The organism is Micromonospora sp. NPDC023869 (assembly GCF_055559695.1).
Genome location: NZ_JBVHKD010000014.1, coordinates 20,613 through 40,380, shown reverse-complemented (window position 1 = coordinate 40,380; position 19,768 = coordinate 20,613). Strand labels below are relative to the sequence as shown.

The window sequence follows — 19,768 nt, the reverse complement described above, 5'->3', positions numbered from 1 at the left end:
TCCTGGAAATCGTGGGACAGGTCCTCGCGCTGCTCGGCGCAGCCATCTTCGTGGCCGCGGCCGTCGGCCTGCACCGCCTACCCGACCCCTACACCCGCACCTCGGCGGTGGCCACCGCCGCCGGGCTCGGCATCACCTTCATCGTCGCCGGAGCAGCCTTCCTCGACCCCCACCTGTCGAACACGGTCAAAGCGATCATCGCCATCGTCCTGCAACTGGCCACCTCGGCCGTCGGCGGCATAGTGATCGCCCGGTCCGCCGTGCTGTCCGGCCACCGATTCAGCAGCAACACCGACCCTGGCGAGATCACCGATCAGCCGGAAAGGAACAGGTGACAGTGATGCCCTCCCGATGGAGCCGATGCTTTGACGCCAACGGCGGCATCATCCTTCTCGCCGGCGCCGTGCTGTTCGTCGCCCTCCTGGCGTTGGTGATGCGACTTCTGATCGACCAGTAGATCCTCAACCCATCCGGCGGCCGTCCCGGGCCAGCACGGTGCTCATCGGCTGCCGAACCCCGCGCCGGGCTCCTCCTCCGCGGGATCACGGATCGGACGAATATCGCTGTCGACGACACCGTCCCTGTTCATGTCCCGCTCCCGCGCCTTGCGGGCGTCCCACCGCAGGGTGGCCGCAGCGAGGACAGCGGCGAGCAGCGTACCGGTGAGCACGCCGACCGTGGCACCGTCGGTGTGTACGGCGTCGGGAAACGACAGCTCCGCGATCAGCAGCGAGACGGTGAACCCAATGCCGGTGAGAAGCCCGATCGGCAACAAATCACGCACCCCGATCGCATCCGGCAACCGCAGCCCGGTGAACCGGGTGACCAGCGCCGTGACCCCGAGCACGCCGAGGAGCTTGCCACCCACCAGGGCGAGCACGATGGCCAGGAACACCGGCTGCGCGAGCACGGCCCCGATGCCCTCGCCGTCGACGAGCGTGACCCCGGCGGCGAAGAACGCGAACACCGGCAACGCGAACCCGGACGAGACGGGACGCACCGCCTGCTCGAACCGGTGCGCCCGACCATCGGGCTCCCCGAAGACCGGCCGGACCGTCACGCAGAGCCCGAGCAGCACCCCGGCAATGGTCGCGTGCACCCCGGAGGCGTGCATGAAACCCCACGCCAGCGCCGCCGCCGGCAGCAGCAGCCACCATCTCGGTCGCCTCGACCGGACGACCAGCGCGAACAGCGCTACCGCGGCAAGAGCGAGGGCGAGGGCGATCCCGTCGAGGTCGCCGGTGTAGAACACGGCGATCACGATGATCGCCAACAGGTCGTCGACCACCGCCAGTGTCAACAGGAACGTGCGGAGCGCGACCGGTAGACCGCGACCGAAGATCGCCAGCACCGCCAGCGCGAACGCGATGTCCGTGGCGGTGGGGATCGCCCATCCGCGGACCGCCGTGGTGTCGCCGCGCGCCAGGACCACCACCACGAAGACCACGGCCGGCGCCAGCATCCCGCCGACTGCGGCGAGCACCGGCACCGCCGCCTCGCCGAGTCGGCGCAGACTTCCTACGACGATCTCCTGCTTGAGTTCGACACCCACCACGAAGAAGAAGATCGCGAGCAGTCCGTCGGCCGCCCACGCCGACACGGACAGGTCCAGATGCAGGTCGGACGGCCCGATCCTCGCTGCGGAGAGGTTGGCGTAGGCCCCGCGCCACGGCGAGTTCGCCACCACCAACGCCGCGACGGCCGCCACGAGCAGCAGGGCCCCACTCGTGGTCTCCAACGACACCCAGCGCCGGAATCTGCCATACCGAGGCGAAGGGGACTCTCGATGCGCTTCCGCCATCAACCGGGCCTCCGTCAGGCGTGATGTCTGTCGGGGCCGAATCGCCGACGCACACGCCCGGCCAGGCTTCCCCGCGCGGCCATGATCACTCCACCCGCCGTTGCGGTTCGGGGACCTGGATTCGTCGAATGTTAGCGGCCAACATTCGACGGGTGAGGCAACCACCCCTGCACGGCAAACGGGCCGACACCCGTCACCGCCTGGTCAGCCACGCCCTGGACCTGTTCGAACTACAGGGATTCGAAGGCACCACCATCGCCCAGATCGCCGCCCGCGCCCAGGTCTCGGAGATGACGTTCTTCCGCTACTTCGCCAGCAAGGAGATGGTCGTCCTCGACGACCCGTACGACCCTCTGATCGCCGAGGCAGTGGCCGGGCAACCGGACACACTGCCACCGCTGCACCGGGTCACGCGCGGTCTGCGCGCAGCGCTGACGCATCTGGACGACCTGGAGGACGAGACCACACGACGCCGCGTCCGGATCGTGGCCCACTCCCCGACCCTGCGCGCCGGCATGACCCGCACCACTGCGGCCACCGAGACCGCAATCGCCGACCGACTCATCACCGACGGCGTCTCGACGTTACCCGCCCGGGTCGCCGCCGCCGTCGCCCTCGCGGCACTGACCTGCGCCCTCCTGGAATGGGCGACGGCTACGCCGCCCACCAGCCTCACCGACGCCATCAACGTCGCCCTGGACACCATCGAGGGCACTCGCCATGACTGAACGACTCACCACCACCGCCCTGGCCCACGACTTCGGCGACGGCGCGGGCGTGTTCGGCATCGACCTCACCGTGCACCCCGGCGAGATCCACGCCCTCGTCGGTCTCAACGGCGCCGGCAAGACGACCCTCATGCGTCTGATCCTCGGCATGCTGCACCCCACCACCGGCACCTGCCAGATCGACGGCCGTCACCTGACCCAACTCACCGCCGACGACTGGGCCCGGGTCGGCCACCTCGTCGAACACCCCTTCGCCTACCCCCAAATTCGACGTCCGGACCAACCTGTGGCTCGCCGCACGCCTCCGCCGCTGACCCGCCGCACAAGCTGCCAGCCTGGCCGAACACGCCATGACCGAACTCGACCTGACCCGGTACGCCACCATCACCACCCGACGACTGTCCCAAGGCAACCGACAACGCCTCGGCCTCGCCGCCGCCACACAGCACCACCCGGACCTGATCGTGCTCGACGAGCCCACCAACGCCCTCGACCCGGCCGGCGTGATCCTGCTGCGCACCGTCCTGTCCCGACGGGCCGAAGCCGGTGCCGGGATCCTGGTCTACAGCCACCACCTCGATGAGGTGGCCCGCATCGCCCACCGCATCTCCGTCGTCAACCGCGGACGACTCATCGGCACTCTCGACCCCGACACCGCCGACCTCGAACGCACCTTCTTCGCCCTCGTCTACCAGCACGAACAGGACCACCCACGATGACTGGCTCCCTGACCGCCGCACTCGACGTCGAACTCCACAAACTGGCGGCCTCCCGGGTCATCCGCACCACCACCGTCCTGCTCGTCGCCGGCATCACCATCCTGACCACCGCGCTCACGCACGCGGTCCGCAGCGGCAACGACCAGATCAGCGCGCAGCTCGGTCCACTGGCCGACGCCACCGGATGGGCACTGCTGACCGGCGTCGCCGCCCAGATCACCGCCGCCGGCGGCCTCCTCGCCTTCGGTGTCGCCCTGAGCTGGCTCGTCGGCCGCGAATTCAGCGACGCCACCATCACCGGCCTGTTCGCACAGCCGCTCACTCCGGCTCTGTCTACCGCAGCGTGTACCGGATCTCCAGCACATCGGTAGCGCCTGCCGCCCACCAGGCGCGGGGTCGCCGTGCCAGCCGCGCCGACGGCGTGTGAGGTTGACGAAGGCCGCTTCGCTCGGCCCGGCATGTGTGGTGCCGCCGTTTCCAGGAGCATGTCGGGGTGAGCTGGGTGGCGGACTTGATGGTGCGGGCGGATATGGCAGATCACAGCGCGGTGCGGTCATTGAGTGACTGGCTGGAAGCGAGGCGCCGCGGCGAGCCGAGGCCAGCCCGAACGCGTACGGCGACGAAGCCCGAGGGATCGGCGCGCTACGGTCGTTGACCGATCCCGAGTCCCATCAGTGGGGCGGTGGGAAGAACCCGGAGTGCGAGGTCTGGGCCGGTGCCCTCAACCACGCCGACCTTGACGGCTGCTCACCTATATCCGGGCGATGTCCTGGCGTTATCCGCACACCATTGATAGAGGTCGCCCCACCAGCGGCGGGCCGTGTTGTCCCAGATCCGGTAGCCGCTGGGGACGACCCCTCGTGCTCCATACCGCCACCTGGCCATCGGCGGGACGACAACAGGGTGCCGACGGCCTTCACACCAGGTATCGAAGCCAGCGACGACAGCCGGGAACGCCAGGTCGCTGCCGGGGTGATCGGCAGAGTACGTCAACGGACACGCGCGCAACGTCGCAAGGCGGACCAGTTATCGGCGATGAGGATCCGGCGTCCCGCCACACCTTCATTACGCCGTAGGGTCTGAGGGTGCACTGGCCCACCCGCCGATCGACCTCGCCAGCGGTCGTCTCGGCGACGCCTACCTGGCGCTCGCCGAACAGGTCCGGCCGTCGACACGGTCGAACAGTTCCTGAACCCGGCCGGCTCGGGCCCCCGTTGCCAGGGCGAGCGCGAGCAGGACCCGACACTTGCCGGGGCTGAGGCCCTGACCGGCAACGATGCCTGCTCGGCGGAGTCGAGGACTTGGCCGCACCCGGCCCGCGCCACTGCGGTACGACTGGCACACCACCACCCCAGCCGCTACCGCGCGGAGCAGGGCGGCGTGTTCGGCCGGAGTGGGGAAACCGGCACCGGTGCCGGCGCTGACCAGGCCGGCCGTGCCGGCGGCGACCGCCGCGTCGATCAGCACCCCGTCGGCGCCGGGGTAGGAGACAACCAGGTCCACCCTTGGTATGGCGGCGCCTATGACGTCCAGCACCGGCGGGATGTGTTCCTCCCGGTGCTGGAAGATCACGGTGCCATCGGGGTCAACAAAGCCGAGCGGTCCCAGTTCGGGGCTGCGGAAGGCATCGGATCCGGCGGTGTTGGCCTTGGTTACCCGACGGGGTGACCAGATCGCCCCGTTCATCGCCACCACTGGTCCCCGCCCCGCCGTCTGTGGGCTGACCGCCACCCGTACCGCGTCGACGAGGTTGAGCGGGCCGTCCCCGCTCAGCGCCGAGAGCGGGCGCATCGCGGCGGTGAGGACCACCGGCTTGCCGGGTGCGAGCACCAACTCCAGCAGGAATGCCAGTTCCTCGAGGGTGTTGGTGCCGTGTGTGATCACGACCCCCGTCACCTCGTCGTCGGCCAAGGCGGTGCGCACGTGTCCGGCGATGCCGAGCATGTCCGGCAGGTCGAGGGCATGGCTCGGGGCTGCGGGGAGGCTGATTTGCCGAATCTCGGCGATCTCGGCGATCTCCGGCACCGCGGCCACCACCTCGGCCAGCGACAGCCGCTGCGACTCCGTTTCCGCGTAACCGGTCAGGTCCAGACTGCTCGGCGACCAGCCCGTGATCGTGCCGCCGGTGCCGACCAGGGCGACGACCTTCGCTGCGCGCACGCCCGCGCCGGTCATCTGCGTGCCGACGCGGTGGCTCTCCCGAACATCGTCGGGGCCACCTCTCGTGACGACCGGAACTCCGAGCCTGACATCCCCCGTATCGTACGTCGTACGATACGGGGGATCAAGACGGTGGCGGCGGAACGTGAACCTGGGCGAGAGGTGTTCCTGCTGGTCAGTTCGCCTGGATCCGACGCAGGAGCCCGTCGAGCAGGCAGTCCAATCCGAACTGGAACTGCTCGTCGCTCGGCAGCGTCGTCACGGCGCCGGCGAGCGACACCAGATTCGGGAACTCCGCCAGGGGCAACGCGGAGTAGAAGTGGGTCCGCTGGCGGCACAACTCCTCGACGTCGGGCAGGTCGGGCTTGCCCCACGGGCGGGGTGCCTGGTAGCTGGCGAAGCCGAGGGTGTAATGAACGATCAGACCGTACGCCTGGACCGCCTCACGACCCTCGAACCCGGCCTCGCGCAGCCTGCCCACCACCGCCTCCATCGCCCCACGCAGCGAATCCGGGCTCGTGGTCACGCGGGTGGTGAAGAGCCGCACGATACTGGGATGCTCCCGCATCATCCGGAGGAACGCCGAGGCCAGGTTCTGCACTACCGCCCGCGGTTCCGTCTCCTCTGCCGGCGGCAGGGTGAAGCCACCAAGCACGTGGTCGGCGATGGCGTCGAGGATCTCTTCCTTGTTGCGGAAGTAGCTGTACAGCGTCATCGCACCGCTGCCGACGTCGGCGGCGAGCCGGCGGATGGTGAGGGCCTCGATGCTCTCCTCGTCCGCGATCCGCGTCGCCGCCTCGATGATCTGCTCGCGGGTGACCGTGCTGCGGGGCAGCGACGTTCTGCTCGCACGGGAAGCCGGCATCGTCGATCCTCCAAGCGGCCGTGAAGCACTCACCACCGATCCTCGTTGGTGCACCATACCGTACAACGTTCCTGCGATCGGCCGCGAGGCTGAGGGCGCCTCATCCGATCGTCGTCGGCGGCACCGTCGCAAGAAGCACCTCACGCAGCCGGGCCGCCGACGGCAGTTCGTCCAGGCCGGCACACAGCTCGATCAACTCCGTCGCGGGGCCCGGCCTCGCCGCTCCCACGTTGCGCTGGTACTTCTCGACGATCTCCCGCCCATCGTCGGCACTCGGCGCATCGCCCACGTACGCCCGGACGGGCTCCGCGTCAGGCAGATACACCTCCACCCGGGCGCTCCAGCGCGCCGGCAGATCCGCCGTCAGGTCCTCGGCGGGCACCAGCTCGACCGGGGGTGCCGCCGGGGGCAATGCCGTGCGGATGAAGGTGACGTCGCGGGTGCGGCCGGCCACATGGGCCGCGACCGCGACCGTGGCGCTCGCTGCCGCCTCGGCCGGGCCCTGCGGCGACGGGGTGTCGGTGACGAAGCGGCACAACGGGGCCGGCAGGTGCACCTCCACTCGCCGCGCCTTCGCCACCGCCGTACCCTCGGCCGACAGTTGGTCCAGCGCGGCGAGCGCGGCATGCAACGGCCGGGCGAAGGGGTAGCGCTTGACGGCACAGCTGAGCAGGTGCGGCGTGCTGCTCCCGGTCGGGGGCGCCGGTGGTACCGCCGCTCCCGGCAGCCCTTCGTCCAGCAACGCGACGTCCCCGCGCAGACCGGCCGCCGCCTGGTACCCGGCCTCCACGCCGCAGGCCGCCGCCCGGCCGCCCGCCAGGTAGTGCCCCTCCCCCAGCGCCCCGCCGCCGATCGGGCCACCGCTGGCGTGCGCGGCCAGCGCCACCGCCTGCCGCCGGCCCGCCTCGTCCAGACCCAGCAACCGGGCGGTGGCCCAGGCCGCCCCGAGCGCGCCGAGCGCGGCGGTGGGCCACCAGCGGTACGCGTACAGCCCCGGGCCGCCGAGCCGCAGCCCCGCCTCGACGACCACCTCGTAGCCGCCGAGCAGCGCGTCGGCCAGGTCCCGGCCGGAGCTGCTGACCCGGGCGGCGACGGCCAGCGCCGCCGGTACGACGACCGCCGGTGGCACCACGGCACCGGCGGCGTGGATCGCGTCGAACTCGTCCAGGTGCAGGTAGGTCGATTCCAGCAGGACCGCCGTCCGCAGCGAACGGGGCGAGGCGTCGCCCAGCACGGGCACCGGCCCCGCCTCGTCGACGGCGTCGGCGAAGCGGCGCAGCGGAGCGGCGCTGGGGTGCGTCACGCCCGCGACCAGACAGCCCAGCGCGTCCAGCAGGTGCAGGCCGACGCGCGTGCGCACGCTCGGGTCGACGGCGTCGACCACCGCGTCGGCGCGGGCGACGAGCGCGGGGACGAGCGAGCCGCTCATGCCGCCCGCATCCTGGCAGCCAGGCTCGGTGCGAAGGACTCCATCAGCTCGTACGGCAGGTCGTAGGAGCCGACGTGCTGGAGGAAGACGTTCGTCGCTCCCGCCGCCGCGACCTCGTCGATCCGGGCGGCGATCTGTGCGGTGGTGCCGAAGAGGCAGAACGCCTGGGCGAAGCGCACCGCCATCTCGTCGGTGATCCATTGACCGCAGACCCGGACCGCCTCGGCCCAGTCCTCGGCGTGCACGGTGTCCGGGTAGAGCCCCGGCACGACCGGCGGCACCTGCACGTCGATCCCGGCCAGGGCCAGCGCGGCGGCGCCGCCCTTCTGCGCGATCCCCGCGCAGATCGGCTTGAGCATCCGGGCATCGGCCTCGATGTCGTCGGTGACGTGGCAGTACGCCGACACCACGATCTCCAGGTCCGCCAGGGACCTGCCGCTGGCCTGTGCGCCCTCCCGGACCCGGCCGAGACCTGCGGTGAGGGTCGCCGGGGAGACCCCGGAGAGCAGGATCACCCCGTCGGCGATCTCACCGGCCAGCCGCAGGTTCTTCGGCCCGCTCGCCGCGACGAAGACCGGCAGCTCGGCGTTCGGGTCGCGCAGCCGCGAGCGCACCGGGCCGAAGTCGACCTCCGCGCCGCCGAGCAGGTCGCGGACCTGCCCCAGCCGCTCCCGGAGGTTGGCCTGGGTGGTGGAGCGCAGCCCGACCGGCTCCACCGCGCTGTTGCCCACTCCGACGCCGAGCACGAAACGGCCCGGCGCCGCCTCGGCCACGGTCCGTGCCCCTGAGGCGACCACCGACGGATGCCGGGTCTCCACGTTGGTCACCGCCGTGCCGAGGCGCAGCCGCTCGGTCCGCAGCGCCATCGCGGTCAGGGTGGCGAAGACGTCTCGCCAGAGCAGCTGGGAGTCCGGCACCCAGACCTCGTCGAAGCCGAGTTCCTCGGCGCGCTGTGCCGCCTGGGCGAGTTGGTCGACCGGGCGGCAGGCCGGCAGCCGGATGCCGATCCGGACGCTCACGCCGCTCTCGACAGGTGCGCGATGTTCAGCTCGTCGAAGCGTTCGCTGTGCTCGTGCTGCGGCCAGTGGCCGCACTTCGGGAAGATCTCCAACATGGAGCCCGGGATGCTCTTGTGCATGCGGTTGGCCTCGGGGATCTCACCGAACGGGTTCTCCGCGCCCCAGACGATCAGGGTGGGCGCCTGGATCTGGCCCATCTGCTCCTCGGTGAGCAGGTCCGGCTGGCGGTTCTCGATCTCCTGCAACGCCAGCAGGTTGTCGATCGCCGCGACGAACTCGGGACGGTGGTAGATCGCGTGGCGGATCTCCACCAGTTCCTCGCTGACGTCCTTGGCGGGCTCGTACATCAGCAGGTGCAGGCGCTTCCTGGTCAGGTCGATGTCGTCGCTGGTGACCGCGGCGCGGGTGCTGGTCTTGATCCGCTCCATCACGGCCGGGTTGGCGACGGTGCCGCCGGGGGCGACCAGCGTCAGGTGACGAACCCGGTCGGGGTGGTCGGCCGCGAGCCGTCCGCCGACCCAGCCACCCAGCGACTCGCCGACGATGTGGAAGCGGTCCAGACCCTCGGCATCCGCGTAGTCCAGCACGTGCCGGACGTACCGCTCGATGCGGTAGGGCTCCGCGACGGTGTCGGTGTAGCCGTGGCCCAGCATGTCGATCGCGTGGCAGGCGAAGCGCGCGGCGTGCGCCGGCAGGTTGCGGACGAACGCCTCCAGGTGTCCGCTGGTGCCGTGCAGGAAGATCACGGGGTCGCCCGAACCCGCCTGTAGCGTCCGGGTGCGGACCCCGTTCGCGTCGACGAAGCGGAGCTGGAACTCCAGCTCGGTCAGGTCGGTCCAGATGCTCATGGATACCTCGATTCGGGAGTCTGTCTACGGTCAGCAGGCGGGACGCAGCGAGGCGACGGCCATGCCGGTCAGCCACTGCGCGATCGGCGCGTACGCGTGGGTGGTGCTCTGGGCCGGGCCGACCGCGGCGGCCATGGCCACCCACGACCGGATCTCCTGGGCGCCGTTGCCGGCCTCCTCGTCGACCTGCTCGGCGGTGAGCCCGACGAACTCGCTGAGGTCGCCGGCGACCAACGCCGCCAGGAACCGCCTGTCGAATTCGGGGTTGATGTCCGCCTCGGCGGCCCGGATGATCTGACGCCGGCGGACCTCGTACTCCTGCCAGGAGTTGCGGCCCTCCAGCCATGCCTCGACCAGGAAGCGGTCGTCGTCGGAGAGCGTCTCGTACCACTTGGGCCAGGGCAGCCGGTGGGACAGGCCACCCGAGGCGATGACCGCCACCCGTTTGTCCCGCCCGTCTTCGCGGATCGCCCGACCGATCGCCGCGCCGAGCGCATGGCAGCGGCGCAACGAGGGCAGCGGCGGGGCGAACATGTTCACCACCACCGGCACGATGGGCACGTCCAACGACGGCACCAGGTGCTGGTAGCTGTGGGTGATCCCGTGGTCGACCTGCATGCGTAGCGAGAAGGCGGGATCGAAGTTCTCGCTCAGGGTGTCGACCAGGTGCCGGGCGAGCTCGGGGTCGGCGGGCAGCGGCCCCTCGGGGGTCTTCGCCTCCCCGGCGCCGAGCACCTCCCCCACTCCGACCGTGATCGCGGGCATCAGGTCCAGGAACATGCCCCGGAAGTGGTTCGAGCCGATGATGACCACGGTGTCCGGGCGGGCTTGTGCGAGTTCGTCGCGGGCTGCCGCGAGGCCCGCCCGGAAGTCGATCGCGCCGGGTTCGTCCGCAACCTCGTCCCAGTGGGTGTTCATCAGGGTGCTGTGCGAGGCGCCGACACCGAGGACGATCGAGCTCATGGCAGCTTCTCCAACTCTGCGCGGTCACGGGTGCAGGTGGTCACGATCGCGTGGATCAGGGTGCGGGTGAGTCGCTCCATCTCCCGTACGTCCACGACGTTCATGCCCATCGGGAAGTCGACCGGCAGCGGGGCGCCCGCGCCGGCCCGGTTCATGCCGATCCGCGCGGTCGGTAGCCCCCGGGCGCGCAGGATGTTCGCGTCGGTCGCGCCGCTGCTGGCCAGGATCGGCTCGTGCGGCCGGCCCTCGCTCTCCGCCCAGGCAGCCTTTGCCGCCCGGACGATCCAGTTCTCCTCGGGGGTCGCCGTGGCCGGGATCGACAGGGTCATCTCCGAGCTGGCGTCGAGTCCCGGGTTGGCCGCGACGATCCCGGCCAGCGCCGCCTCGAACTCCCGCTTGACGGACATCGGGTCCTGGTCCGGGCCGAGCCGCAGGTCGACCCGGAGTCGACACTGGGCGGGCGAGATGGCGGCGGTGCGTGGCCAGCCGCCCTCGATGGAGCCGATGTGGCCCTGCGGCGCGACCAGACCCCGGGTGTGCGACTCGGCGTACGCCACGAAGAAGCGCTCCAGGCCCTGGGCCACGATGCCGGCGTCGACGATGGCGTTGCGGTACGGCACCCGGTGCCGGCTACCGACATAGCCGTACGTGCCGCGCACCGTCACCTCGAACCAGCAGAGCCCGACCTCCTCCCAGTGCACGGCCCAGCCGGGCTTGGCGATCAGGGCGTAGTCCGCCCAGATGCCCTGCTCCAGCAGGAACGAGCAGCCGTTGCCCTGACCGGCGTTGTAGCGCGTCGCCCCGGGGCGACGGTTGGTGGGCATGCCGCCCGCGCCGAGACCGACGATCGCGTCACCGCGCAGCGGCACCCCGGCCCTGCGGACGGCGTCGACCGCAGCGATCAGGCACGCGCCGTGTCCCTTGGGGTTGCTCGCGCCAAGGCCGAGCACGTAGTCGCCCTCGATCGACGCCTCGGCCCGCATGTCGCGCCGCAGCTCGTCGCCGATCCAGGGAAGGTCCTCCTGCTCGGTGCCGACGGTGAGGGTGTCGATCGGGGCGTACAGCAGCAGGTCGGCGCCGGTCCCGTCGCCGCGCAGCCGGCCGACGGCGTTGCCCTGCTCCTCGTCGATCGGCTGGTATCGGCCCTGAAGACCGCGGGTGGTCAACTCCTGGGCGAGCCACCGCGCCAGCGGTGCCTCCTGCCCGGTGGGGCTCGGGATGCTCGTCATCCCGGCGATCAGATCGCGCAGCTCGGTCCGGTCGATCTGGTCCCGGGCGGCGGTGATCCACTCCCGCTCCTGGGGGGTCGTGCTCACGTCGGTGCTCCTCGCGGTCGCGGACACCTCACACCCTCCGGTTCGTCCGGACGGTCGTGCCCGTGGTGCGGATCAGCACGGTGTCCAGCCACCGCCGCACCGGCGGGATGGTCAGGGCCGCGACGGCCAGCACCGCAACGGACAGCAACACTTTGCGCATGGGTCCTCCTCCACTGGGTGTACTGCGGGATGTCCGCGGGCTCGCCGGCCGGCGACGCGGGTCAGTCGGCGAGGCAGGTCAGTCGGCGTCCAGGAAGGCGCGGGCCACGGCCGTGTAGGCCGCCGGCCGCTCCTGCTGCGGGTGGTGTCGGCTGCGACCGAGCACGTGCACGTCGGCGCGGGGCAGCGCCGACGCGAGGCGCAGCGCGTATGCCGGGTCGGCGAAGGGGTCGTGCGAGCCCCAGAGCAGCAGCACCGGCGCCGTCACCTGTGGGAGGTGCCGGGTGAGGTCCTCGGGGGCGCCGCGTCGGCTGGCGTCGGTGGCGATGGCCCGGCACTCCGGCCGGATGCTCGCCGCGTACCGGTCGCGCACGGTCTGCGCCGGCACCCCCGCGTGGTCGAACCACTCGTACCTGCCGATGAGGTCTGCCATCTTCGCCAACGACGGTCCGTCGCCGCCGAAGTAGGTGTCCCGGATCGCCGGTCCGGAGACACCGGTGCCGGTCGGGTTCGGGATGGGCACGCTGCCGGTGAGCACGATCCGCCTCACCCGCTCGGGTGCCAGGGCGGCCAGCCGCAGCGCGACCGAGCCGCCGAAGGACTGGCAGACCAGATCCACGCTGGGCAGTTCGAGCGCGTCGAGGGCCGCGAGCAGATGCCGGGCGTGCCAACTGAAGACCGGATCGGTCACCACGGGCACGTCCGAGGCCCCGAACTGCGGCAGGTCGAGCAGGATCAGTCGGCGCCCGGCGGCGAGCCGATCCGCGACCGGGCCGAAGTCGTTCCACGCCGAGCATCCGGGACCGCCGCCGTGCAGCACCACGGTGGGTCGGCCGGTGCCCAGTTCGCGGTAGTGCAACGCCACTCCGGCGGCGTCGACCCGCAGTGCCTCAGCAGCCATTCGGCGGTGCCTTGTGTGGCTGCGGTGTGGGCGCCGCCTTCTCGATCATCCGCCGCCAGCCGGTGATGGACAGGTCGGGCCGGTAGAGCTTCTCCGGCGGGGCGTCCATGACGTCGACCATCCACGCGTCCTGCGCGGTGAACTGGCCGTGGAACAGCCATCGGATCGCGGCCAGGTACTTCGCCTTGAAGAGCAGGCCCTTGGGCCCGTCCTCGAACCGCACCATGATCTGCACGTAGCGGACCCGGTCGGCGTCCACCGGCACGTACCACTCGTAGTGGATGAAGTCCGGGTACGCGACCCGCAGCAGCCCGGGCAGCCGGATCGAGACGAAGCCGGGCAGGTTCAGGCCGGCGATGACGGGGTTGACGTTCTTGCCCTTGCCTGGGGCGTCGGGCAGTGGCATCCGCTTCCACCAGCGCTTGTTGGTGAAGGTGCCCAGGCCCGGGAAGTGCGCGTCCCAGTGCACCTCGTCCTGCACCCGGATCAGCCAGGGGCCGTGCTCCTCCACCCGGGTCTTGTTCCAGGCCGGCATCACCTTGAACAGCCGCCAGAGCGCGGTGTTGTGCAGGTACTTCGCGTGCCCCTCGTCGAAGCCGTTCTCAGCGGCGAAGCGCCAGTTGCCCTCGCGGATGTCGTACTTGCCGCCCAGCACGTGGTCGTTGTCGAGCAGCTCCGCCGGGATGTCCTGCTCGACCGGGTGCGGCTCGTCGTCGCCGACGAAGACCCAGACCAGTCCGAGGCGCTGTGCCGTCGGGTAGGTCTTGACCGACACCCGGCCGCAGATCGGCGACTCCGGGCCGTCGGTGAGGACGGCGGCGAGCTTGCCGTTGGTGACGTCGAAGGTCCAGCCGTGGTAGGGGCAGCTGACCGTGCCGGGGAACTGGCGCCGGCCGAGGGAGAGCGGCACGCCGCGGTGCGGGCACCGGTCGTGCAGGGCGTGCACGACGTCGCCCTTGCGGACCAGCACGATCTTCTCGCCCAGCAGCGTCACCGCGTGCGGCTTGTCGCCGATCTCGCGCTCCCACACCACGGGGTACCAGTAGTTGCGGAAGCCCAGCGTGGCCGCGTCGTAGGTGGGCCACTGCGACCAGTCCTGGCCGGGCTGGGGTCGGTTCGCGCGGCCGGTGGTGGGGCGGGACGGCGCGCTCTCGTCCTTGGGCTGAACAGTCATGACCCGTCCTCTCGGCTGGCGTTTCGCCGGACTACGCATGTCCGGTACATAGTACGGTCTAGTGCACGGGAGTCAAGATATCCCCAGGTCACGCGTCCACGACCAGACGTTCACCGGAAGCCCGGGAGACGCAGAGCATGATGGTGCGGCCCGCCGCCCGCTCGTCGTCGGTGAGCAGTGAGTCGCGGTGGTCCGGGACGCCGTCGAGGACCTTCACCTCGCAGGTGCCGCAGATACCCTCCCGGCACGCGCTGGGAATGGAGACCTGCACCGCGTCCAGCGCATCCACCGCGCTCTCGTCGGCCCCCACCGTCACGGTGACGCCGGAGGCCGCGCAGACCAGCTCGAAGGGGCGGTCCTCCCCCTCGACGACGACCTCCCGGGCCCGGAACCGCTCCAGGTGCAGCGTCCCGCCGGGCCAGCCGGCGCAACGCTCCTCGACGGCGTCGAGCAACCTCTCTGGGCCGCAGCAGTAGACGACGGTGCCCGGCCGGAGATCGCCGAGCAGCTCGGCGAGGTTCAACAGGCCCGCCTCGTCCTCGGGTACCACATGGACGCGGTCGCCGTGGTGGTCCAGCTCGTCGAGGAAGGCCAGGGTGCGCCGCGACCGGCCACCGTAGACGAGCCGCCAGTCGGCGCCGTCGGCCTGCGCCTGCGCCACCATCGGCAGCAGCGGGGTCACGCCGATGCCGCCCGCGATGAAGAGGTACCGCTGCGCCGGTTCCAGCGCGAACCGGTTGCGGGGGCCACGTACTCGGACCAGGTCGCCGGGGCGCAGTGACTCGTGGACATACCGCGAGCCGCCCCGACTGGCCGGCTCGTTCAGCACGGCCACCCGGTAGCGGCGCCGGTCGGCGGGGTCGCCACAGAGGGAGTACTGCCGCGTCGCGGCGGGCAGCAGCAGGTCGATGTGGGCGCCCGGCGCCCAGGCCGGCAGCTCGCCGCCGTCGGGGTCTTCGAGGACCACCGAGATCACGCAGTCGGACTCCCACCGCATGGCCCGGACCAGCAGCTCCCACTCCGGTTCCGGCGCCGTCATGGCTGCTCTCCCTCCGCATCGCCCGTGCCGGGGGCGGCGGTCGACGCCGCTGCCAGGTCCAGCGCGACGTCCACGATCATGTCTTCCTGCCCGCCGACCAGCCCTCGTCGGCCGACCTCGACGAGGATGGACCGGGTGTCCAGCCCGTAGCGCTCGGCCGCCGCCTCCGCGTGCCGCAGGAAGCTGGAGTACACCCCGGCGTAGCCGAGCGTCAGGGTCTCGCGGTCCACCCGCACCGGTCGCTCCTGCGTCGGCCGGACCAGGTCGTCCGCCGCGTCCATCAGCGCGAAGAGCTGGCAGTCGTGCTGCCAGCCGAGCAGATCGGCGACGGCGATGAACGCCTCCAGCGGGCAGTTGCCGGCGCCGGCGCCCTGGCCGGCCAACGAGGCGTCCACCCGCGACGCGCCGTTCTCCACCGCGACGACCGAGTTCGCCACCCCCAGCCCGAGGTTGTGGTGCGCGTGGATGCCGATCTCCGTCTCGGGGCGCAGCGCGTCGCGGTAGGCCCGCACCCGGTCGCGGACGCCGTCCATGGTCAGCCGGCCGCCGGAGTCGGTCACGTAGACGCAGTGTGCTCCGTACGACTCCATCAGCGTGGCCTGTCGGGCCAGTTCCACCGGCTCGGCCAGATGCGACATCATCAGGAAGCCGGAGACGTCCATCCCCAGCTCACGGGCGTGCGTGATGTGCTGTGCGGAGATGTCGGCCTCGGTGCAGTGGGTGGCGACTCGCACGGAGGTCACGCCGAGGTCGTGGGCGCGGCGCAGATCGTGCAGCGTGCCGATGCCCGGCAGCAGCAACGCGGTGAGCTTCGCGTCGCGCACCACCGTGGCGGCCTGGCTGATCCACTCCCAGTCGGTGTGGGCGCCGAGCCCGTAGGTGAGGCTGCTGCCCGCCAGCCCGTCGCCGTGGGTGACCTCGATGGCGGCGACGCCGGCCGCGTCGAGGGCGGCGGCGATCGAGGTCACCTGGGCGATCGAGTACCGGTGCCGAACGGCGTGCATGCCGTCGCGTAGCGTCACGTCTTGGACGTAGACCCGGGGCCCGCTCATGCCTGCGCCTCCCGTCGCGCCATCCGCTCCGCGACGCGCAGCGCGGCGGACGTCATGATGTCCAGGTTCCCGGCGTACGCGGGCAGATAGTGGGCGGCACCCTCGACCTCGAGGAAGACCTGCACCACCCAGCAGTCGTGCCCGCCGGGGGCGTCGGTGAGCGCGTCGACCGGCTCCCCCGGCGCCACCCGCCGGAACTGGACCTGCTGTTTGAGCCGGTATCCCGGCACGTACTCCTGGACTCGGGCGACCATCTCGGCGACCGAGGCGGCCACCTCGGCCTGGTCGCAGTCGTCGACCAGACACAGCACGGTGTCGCGCATGATCAGCGGCGGCTCGGCCGGGTTCAGGACGATGATCGCCTTGCCCCGGGTGGCCCCACCGACCACCTCCAGGCCCCGGGCGGTCGTCTCGGTGAACTCGTCGATGTTGGCCCGGGTGCCCGGCCCCGCCGACCGGGAGGCGATCGAGGCCACGATCTCGGCGTACCGGACCGGTGTCACCGCGGAGATCGCGGCGACGATGGGGATGGTCGCCTGTCCACCGCAGGTCACCATGTTCACGTTCGGCGACTGCAGATGCTCGTCGAGGTTGACCGTCGGCACCACGTAGGGCCCGATCGCCGCGGGCGTCAGGTCGACGACCTGCTTGCCGTGGCGGCCAAGCACCGCGTCGTGGTGGGCGTGCGCGCCCGCCGAGGTCGCGTCGAAGACGATCTCGATGTCGGCGAAGCCCGGCATCGCGACGAGCCCCTCGACGCCCTGCGCGGTGGTCGGCACGCCGAGCCGCCCGGCACGGGCCAACCCGTCGGAGGCGGGGTCGATGCCGACCATGGCGCCCATCTCCAGCGTCTCGGAGAGCCGGAGCACCTTGATCATCAGGTCGGTGCCGATGTTTCCGGAGCCGATCACGGCCACCTTCGTCGTGCTGCTCACTGGCCCTCCTCGCCGAACGTCGCGCGCACCGCGCCGAGGCCGCCGATCGTGGCCACGTACCGCGCCCCGGGCGTCACCGGGACCATCGGGCCGAGCGCCCCGCTGAGCACCAGCTCGCCGCCGCACAGCGGATCGCCCAGGCGTTGGGCGGTGTTGGCGAGCCAGACCACCGCGTTGACCGGATCGCCCAGACAGGCCGCGCCGACGCCGGTGGAGACCTCCACGCCGTCGCGGTCGAGCCGCATCGGCGCCGCCGGCAGGTCGATCGCGCTCGGCGACACCGGCCTGGTACCGAGCACGAACAGGCCGCTGGAGGCGTTGTCGGCGACGGTGTCGACGATGGTGATGTCCCAGGCCGCCACCCGGCTGTCCACCACTTCCAGGGCCGGGAGCACGAATTCCGTGGCCCGCAGCACGTCCAGCGCGGTGACCGGGCGGTCCGGCAGGTCCACCGCGAGGACGAACGCCACCTCGGCCTCGATCTTCGGCTGGAGCAGCCGTGTCGCCGCGATCGGCTCGTCCTGGCCCACCGCCATGCTGTCGAACAACGTGCCGAAGTCGGGCTGGTCGACGCCGAGCTGACGCTGCACCGCGACCGAGGTCAGGCCGATCTTCCGGCCGACCCGTCGCGCGCCGGCGGCCTCGGTTCGCGCGGCGTTGAGCCGCTGCACCGCGTAGGCGCCGTCGACGTCACCCGGGGCGAACAGATCCCGCACGGGCGCGCACGGTCGGCCGGTACGCCCCGCCTCGTGCAGGCGCTCAGCGGCCTCCGTGAGCTGCTGCTCGGTCACGTCATGCTCCTGCCGGTCGGGGGCGCCGGCCTGAGTCGGCCGCGCCAAAGCTTTGTACCGTACATAGTACGAGGGGTCAAGGGTTCACCGCTCGGCACGACCGAGGAACGCGAGCACCTCTCGGGCGAAAGCCTCGGGACGCTGCTCGGGCAGGGCGACCCCGCCATCGGCCAGCACCACGCTGCGGCAGTCGAGCAGCCGGGACAGGATCGGCACGTCCGGCAGCGAGTAGTGGTCGTCCGCACCGCAGAGCACGAGCGTCCGCGCGCGGACCAGCGGCAGCCGATCCTCCATCCGGTACTCGTTCACCCGCACGTGCCCCTCCTCGACCCGGTCGGCGACCTCCAACGCGTCGGCCACGAACCGGGTCAGGAAGTGCTCCTCGCCGGGTGAGTAGAAGCCCCGGCGGCGGGACCACAGTTCGGTCAGGTGGGTGCCGTCGGCACGCGGCTCGACGTGGTCGATCGGCGGCTGGGCCCGGACCCGGCGGCGACGGGCCTCGTCGACGTAGGGCATGCCGCAGAGCACCAGCCCGGAGACCCGCTCGGCGGCCCGCGCGGCGACCTCGACCGCCACCACCGCGCCGGTGTGGTTGCCGACGAGGGTCACGGACGGCAGGTCGAGTGCGTCGAGGAGGGCCTCGACCCCGTCGGCGAAGAGCCCGATCGACCACGGGTCAGCCACCCGCGCCGACTGGCCGAACCCGATGGTGTCCATCGCCATCGCGCGGGTGCGCCGCCCGACCAGGGGCAGCACCCCGGCGTACTCGTGCCAGGATCGCGGGGTCTGGTGCAGGAAGAGGACCGGCGGGCCCGCGCCGCACTCGACCAGGTGCAACTGCCCGAGAGCGGTGTCGACATAACGGCGGCGGGCGCTCAATCGAACTCCCCCGCCAACAGCGCGCCGTATCCCCGTGGCCGCTCGGACACGCCGCAGATCCGTAGGCAACGCCAGAGCAGGGCCTGGTTGCTGGCGACCACGGGCCGGCCGAAGTCCTCCTCGATCGCGGCCAGCACCGGCGCCAGCCGGATTCCGGCACAGCTGATCAACAGTCCGTCCGCGGTGCTGCCGGCCAGACCGGCGGCGAGGTCCCGCCAGACCTGTGGATCGTGCGTGGCCTGCTCCACCGGGGTCGCACAGGGCAGGCTCGCGACGGAGACGACCTCGAGACCGCGGGCGGTGAGCAGCTCGACCTCGGCCGAGGTCACCTCCTCGACGTACGGGGTGAGCAACGCTATCCGGCCGATCCCGGCGCGCTCGAGCGCGTCCAGCACCGCCTCGATGGTCGTGGTCGACGGCAGACCGGTGCTGGCGTGGATGCGGGCGTTCACCGACTCCGGGCCGGCGAGCAGCGTGGCCGCGGTGCAGTTCATCGCGATGAGGTCGACCTCGGCGTCGGCCAGCAGCCGACTGTGCGCCTCCAGGTCGGCCAGGAGCGCGTGATCGTCGGCCAGGCTCGAACGACGGAACGGCATCCGCGTGGTCACCAGTTGCACCCCGTCCGGGGCCATCAGCTGCAACTCGTAGTCGCAGAGGCCACCGGACGGATAGAGATGTCCGATCCGCGCCGCTGTGCCGAATCCCAGACTCATCCCACCACCTCCGTGTCTCGCCGAAGGCCGCCACCGAACCGGTGGCGGCTCGTACAACGTACGGTAGGTTGTTCGGCACGGCCAGGGATTGCCGCTCGCAGTTACTTCGCGTGAGCGCCTTCATCTTCCGAAAAGGGTGCACGCCCGGCGAAAGGCCAACCAGAGGACGACCCGATCTCTCGATGAAGCTGGTAGGAGACCTTGGAAGTCACGATCACGTATCCACCCCTTGACCGGGTGACATCGAACGGTACATAGTACGGCAAGCGTTTGGCCG

Annotated in this window: 21 protein-coding genes and 1 pseudogene; 5 read left to right on the top strand and 17 right to left on the bottom strand. The window is 71.2% G+C overall.

The features are described 5' to 3' along the window. Nucleotides 1-11 precede the first annotated feature (11 nt). Nucleotides 12-335: a cation:proton antiporter gene (locus ACZ31C_RS28220; RefSeq protein ID WP_465797864.1), complete on the top strand. Its 324-nt coding sequence runs from the start codon at nucleotides 12-14 to the stop codon at nucleotides 333-335. Nucleotides 336-499: 164 nt separating this feature from the next. Here the strand turns inward: ACZ31C_RS28220 and nhaA are convergent, their stop codons facing one another. Beyond that, nucleotides 500-1,744, bottom strand: a complete 1,245-nt coding sequence (gene nhaA, locus ACZ31C_RS28215; RefSeq protein ID WP_465797863.1) for a Na+/H+ antiporter NhaA — start codon at nucleotides 1,742-1,744, stop codon at nucleotides 500-502. 209 nt (nucleotides 1,745-1,953) lie between these two features. Between nhaA and ACZ31C_RS28210 the strand changes: the two genes are divergently transcribed. From ACZ31C_RS28210 to ACZ31C_RS28195, 4 genes and pseudogenes are all read left to right on the top strand, one after another. After that, complete coding sequence (locus ACZ31C_RS28210) at nucleotides 1,954-2,529, top strand: TetR family transcriptional regulator (protein ID WP_465797862.1); 576 nt, start codon at nucleotides 1,954-1,956, stop codon at nucleotides 2,527-2,529. Further along, nucleotides 2,522-2,734: pseudogene (locus ACZ31C_RS28205) on the top strand (ATP-binding cassette domain-containing protein); the annotation flags it as partial. The gene ACZ31C_RS28210 and the pseudogene ACZ31C_RS28205, both read left to right, overlap by 8 nt. Before the next feature lie 145 nt (nucleotides 2,735-2,879). Next, nucleotides 2,880-3,248, top strand: a complete 369-nt coding sequence (locus ACZ31C_RS28200; RefSeq protein ID WP_465797861.1) for an ATP-binding cassette domain-containing protein — start codon at nucleotides 2,880-2,882, stop codon at nucleotides 3,246-3,248. After that, entirely contained in the window at nucleotides 3,245-3,619 is a 375-nt protein-coding gene (locus tag ACZ31C_RS28195; protein ID WP_465797860.1) for a hypothetical protein, read from the top strand. The genes ACZ31C_RS28200 and ACZ31C_RS28195 overlap by 4 nt, the downstream gene beginning before the upstream one ends. Before the next feature lie 766 nt (nucleotides 3,620-4,385). Here the strand turns inward: ACZ31C_RS28195 and ACZ31C_RS28190 are convergent. The 16 genes from ACZ31C_RS28190 to ACZ31C_RS28115 form a co-directional block, all read right to left on the bottom strand. Further along, complete coding sequence (locus tag ACZ31C_RS28190; protein WP_465797859.1) at nucleotides 4,386-5,408, bottom strand: asparaginase; 1,023 nt, start codon at nucleotides 5,406-5,408, stop codon at nucleotides 4,386-4,388. Nucleotides 5,409-5,583: 175 nt separating this feature from the next. After that, nucleotides 5,584-6,273, bottom strand: coding sequence for a TetR/AcrR family transcriptional regulator (locus ACZ31C_RS28185; RefSeq protein ID WP_465797858.1), 690 nt, complete (start codon nucleotides 6,271-6,273; stop codon nucleotides 5,584-5,586). 100 nt (nucleotides 6,274-6,373) lie between these two features. Next, on the bottom strand, nucleotides 6,374-7,702 hold the full coding sequence (locus tag ACZ31C_RS28180) for an MmgE/PrpD family protein (RefSeq protein ID WP_465797857.1): 1,329 nt from the start codon (nucleotides 7,700-7,702) through the stop codon (nucleotides 6,374-6,376). Beyond that, on the bottom strand, nucleotides 7,699-8,721 hold the full coding sequence (locus tag ACZ31C_RS28175; RefSeq protein WP_465797856.1) for an LLM class flavin-dependent oxidoreductase: 1,023 nt from the start codon (nucleotides 8,719-8,721) through the stop codon (nucleotides 7,699-7,701). Before ACZ31C_RS28175 ends, ACZ31C_RS28180 begins: the two co-directional genes overlap by 4 nt. After that, nucleotides 8,718-9,569, bottom strand: a complete 852-nt coding sequence (locus ACZ31C_RS28170) for an alpha/beta fold hydrolase (protein ID WP_465797855.1) — start codon at nucleotides 9,567-9,569, stop codon at nucleotides 8,718-8,720. The genes ACZ31C_RS28175 and ACZ31C_RS28170 overlap by 4 nt, the downstream gene beginning before the upstream one ends. 30 nt (nucleotides 9,570-9,599) lie before the next feature. Continuing rightward, complete coding sequence (locus tag ACZ31C_RS28165; protein WP_465797854.1) at nucleotides 9,600-10,532, bottom strand: DODA-type extradiol aromatic ring-opening family dioxygenase; 933 nt, start codon at nucleotides 10,530-10,532, stop codon at nucleotides 9,600-9,602. Continuing rightward, nucleotides 10,529-11,848, bottom strand: coding sequence for a M20 family metallopeptidase (locus ACZ31C_RS28160; protein WP_465797853.1), 1,320 nt, complete (start codon nucleotides 11,846-11,848; stop codon nucleotides 10,529-10,531). The genes ACZ31C_RS28165 and ACZ31C_RS28160 overlap by 4 nt, the downstream gene beginning before the upstream one ends. Nucleotides 11,849-11,876: 28 nt before the next feature. Continuing rightward, the gene (locus ACZ31C_RS28155; protein ID WP_465797852.1) at nucleotides 11,877-12,008 is read right to left on the bottom strand and encodes a hypothetical protein; all 132 of its coding nucleotides are present in this window, start codon (nucleotides 12,006-12,008) and stop codon (nucleotides 11,877-11,879) included. 78 nt (nucleotides 12,009-12,086) lie between these two features. Then, the gene (locus ACZ31C_RS28150; RefSeq protein ID WP_465797851.1) at nucleotides 12,087-12,908 is read right to left on the bottom strand and encodes an alpha/beta fold hydrolase; all 822 of its coding nucleotides are present in this window, start codon (nucleotides 12,906-12,908) and stop codon (nucleotides 12,087-12,089) included. Then, nucleotides 12,898-14,082 (bottom strand): Rieske 2Fe-2S domain-containing protein, encoded by a 1,185-nt coding sequence (locus tag ACZ31C_RS28145; RefSeq protein WP_465797850.1) that lies wholly within the window; start codon nucleotides 14,080-14,082, stop codon nucleotides 12,898-12,900. The genes ACZ31C_RS28150 and ACZ31C_RS28145 overlap by 11 nt, the downstream gene beginning before the upstream one ends. An 88-nt stretch (nucleotides 14,083-14,170) precedes the next feature. Continuing rightward, nucleotides 14,171-15,121, bottom strand: a complete 951-nt coding sequence (locus tag ACZ31C_RS28140) for a PDR/VanB family oxidoreductase (protein WP_465797849.1) — start codon at nucleotides 15,119-15,121, stop codon at nucleotides 14,171-14,173. Further along, nucleotides 15,118-16,173: a 4-hydroxy-2-oxovalerate aldolase gene (dmpG, locus tag ACZ31C_RS28135; protein WP_465797848.1), complete on the bottom strand. Its 1,056-nt coding sequence runs from the start codon at nucleotides 16,171-16,173 to the stop codon at nucleotides 15,118-15,120. Before dmpG ends, ACZ31C_RS28140 begins: the two co-directional genes overlap by 4 nt. Beyond that, nucleotides 16,170-17,108: an acetaldehyde dehydrogenase (acetylating) gene (locus ACZ31C_RS28130; protein ID WP_396752164.1), complete on the bottom strand. Its 939-nt coding sequence runs from the start codon at nucleotides 17,106-17,108 to the stop codon at nucleotides 16,170-16,172. The genes dmpG and ACZ31C_RS28130 overlap by 4 nt, the downstream gene beginning before the upstream one ends. Then, on the bottom strand, nucleotides 17,105-17,899 hold the full coding sequence (locus tag ACZ31C_RS28125; protein WP_465797847.1) for a 2-keto-4-pentenoate hydratase: 795 nt from the start codon (nucleotides 17,897-17,899) through the stop codon (nucleotides 17,105-17,107). The genes ACZ31C_RS28130 and ACZ31C_RS28125 overlap by 4 nt, the downstream gene beginning before the upstream one ends. An 84-nt stretch (nucleotides 17,900-17,983) precedes the next feature. Next, the gene (locus ACZ31C_RS28120) at nucleotides 17,984-18,778 is read right to left on the bottom strand and encodes an alpha/beta fold hydrolase (RefSeq protein WP_465797846.1); all 795 of its coding nucleotides are present in this window, start codon (nucleotides 18,776-18,778) and stop codon (nucleotides 17,984-17,986) included. Next, nucleotides 18,775-19,491, bottom strand: a complete 717-nt coding sequence (locus ACZ31C_RS28115) for a maleate cis-trans isomerase family protein (protein WP_465797845.1) — start codon at nucleotides 19,489-19,491, stop codon at nucleotides 18,775-18,777. Before ACZ31C_RS28115 ends, ACZ31C_RS28120 begins: the two co-directional genes overlap by 4 nt. Nucleotides 19,492-19,768: the final 277 nt, after the last annotated feature.

Coding starts and splice junctions, on each gene's coding strand:
- ACZ31C_RS28115 (WP_465797845.1), bottom strand. CDS start 19,491: ATGAGTCTGGGATTCGGCACAGCGGCGCGGATCGGACATCTCTATCCG.
- ACZ31C_RS28145 (WP_465797850.1), bottom strand. CDS start 14,082: ATGACTGTTCAGCCCAAGGACGAGAGCGCGCCGTCCCGCCCCACCACC.
- ACZ31C_RS28150 (WP_465797851.1), bottom strand. CDS start 12,908: ATGGCTGCTGAGGCACTGCGGGTCGACGCCGCCGGAGTGGCGTTGCAC.
- ACZ31C_RS28165 (WP_465797854.1), bottom strand. CDS start 10,532: ATGAGCTCGATCGTCCTCGGTGTCGGCGCCTCGCACAGCACCCTGATG.
- ACZ31C_RS28185 (WP_465797858.1), bottom strand. CDS start 6,273: ATGCCGGCTTCCCGTGCGAGCAGAACGTCGCTGCCCCGCAGCACGGTC.
- ACZ31C_RS28170 (WP_465797855.1), bottom strand. CDS start 9,569: ATGAGCATCTGGACCGACCTGACCGAGCTGGAGTTCCAGCTCCGCTTC.
- ACZ31C_RS28195 (WP_465797860.1), top strand. CDS start 3,245: ATGACTGGCTCCCTGACCGCCGCACTCGACGTCGAACTCCACAAACTG.
- ACZ31C_RS28200 (WP_465797861.1), top strand. CDS start 2,880: ATGACCGAACTCGACCTGACCCGGTACGCCACCATCACCACCCGACGA.
- dmpG (WP_465797848.1), bottom strand. CDS start 16,173: ATGAGCGGGCCCCGGGTCTACGTCCAAGACGTGACGCTACGCGACGGC.
- ACZ31C_RS28155 (WP_465797852.1), bottom strand. CDS start 12,008: ATGCGCAAAGTGTTGCTGTCCGTTGCGGTGCTGGCCGTCGCGGCCCTG.
- ACZ31C_RS28140 (WP_465797849.1), bottom strand. CDS start 15,121: ATGACGGCGCCGGAACCGGAGTGGGAGCTGCTGGTCCGGGCCATGCGG.
- ACZ31C_RS28180 (WP_465797857.1), bottom strand. CDS start 7,702: ATGAGCGGCTCGCTCGTCCCCGCGCTCGTCGCCCGCGCCGACGCGGTG.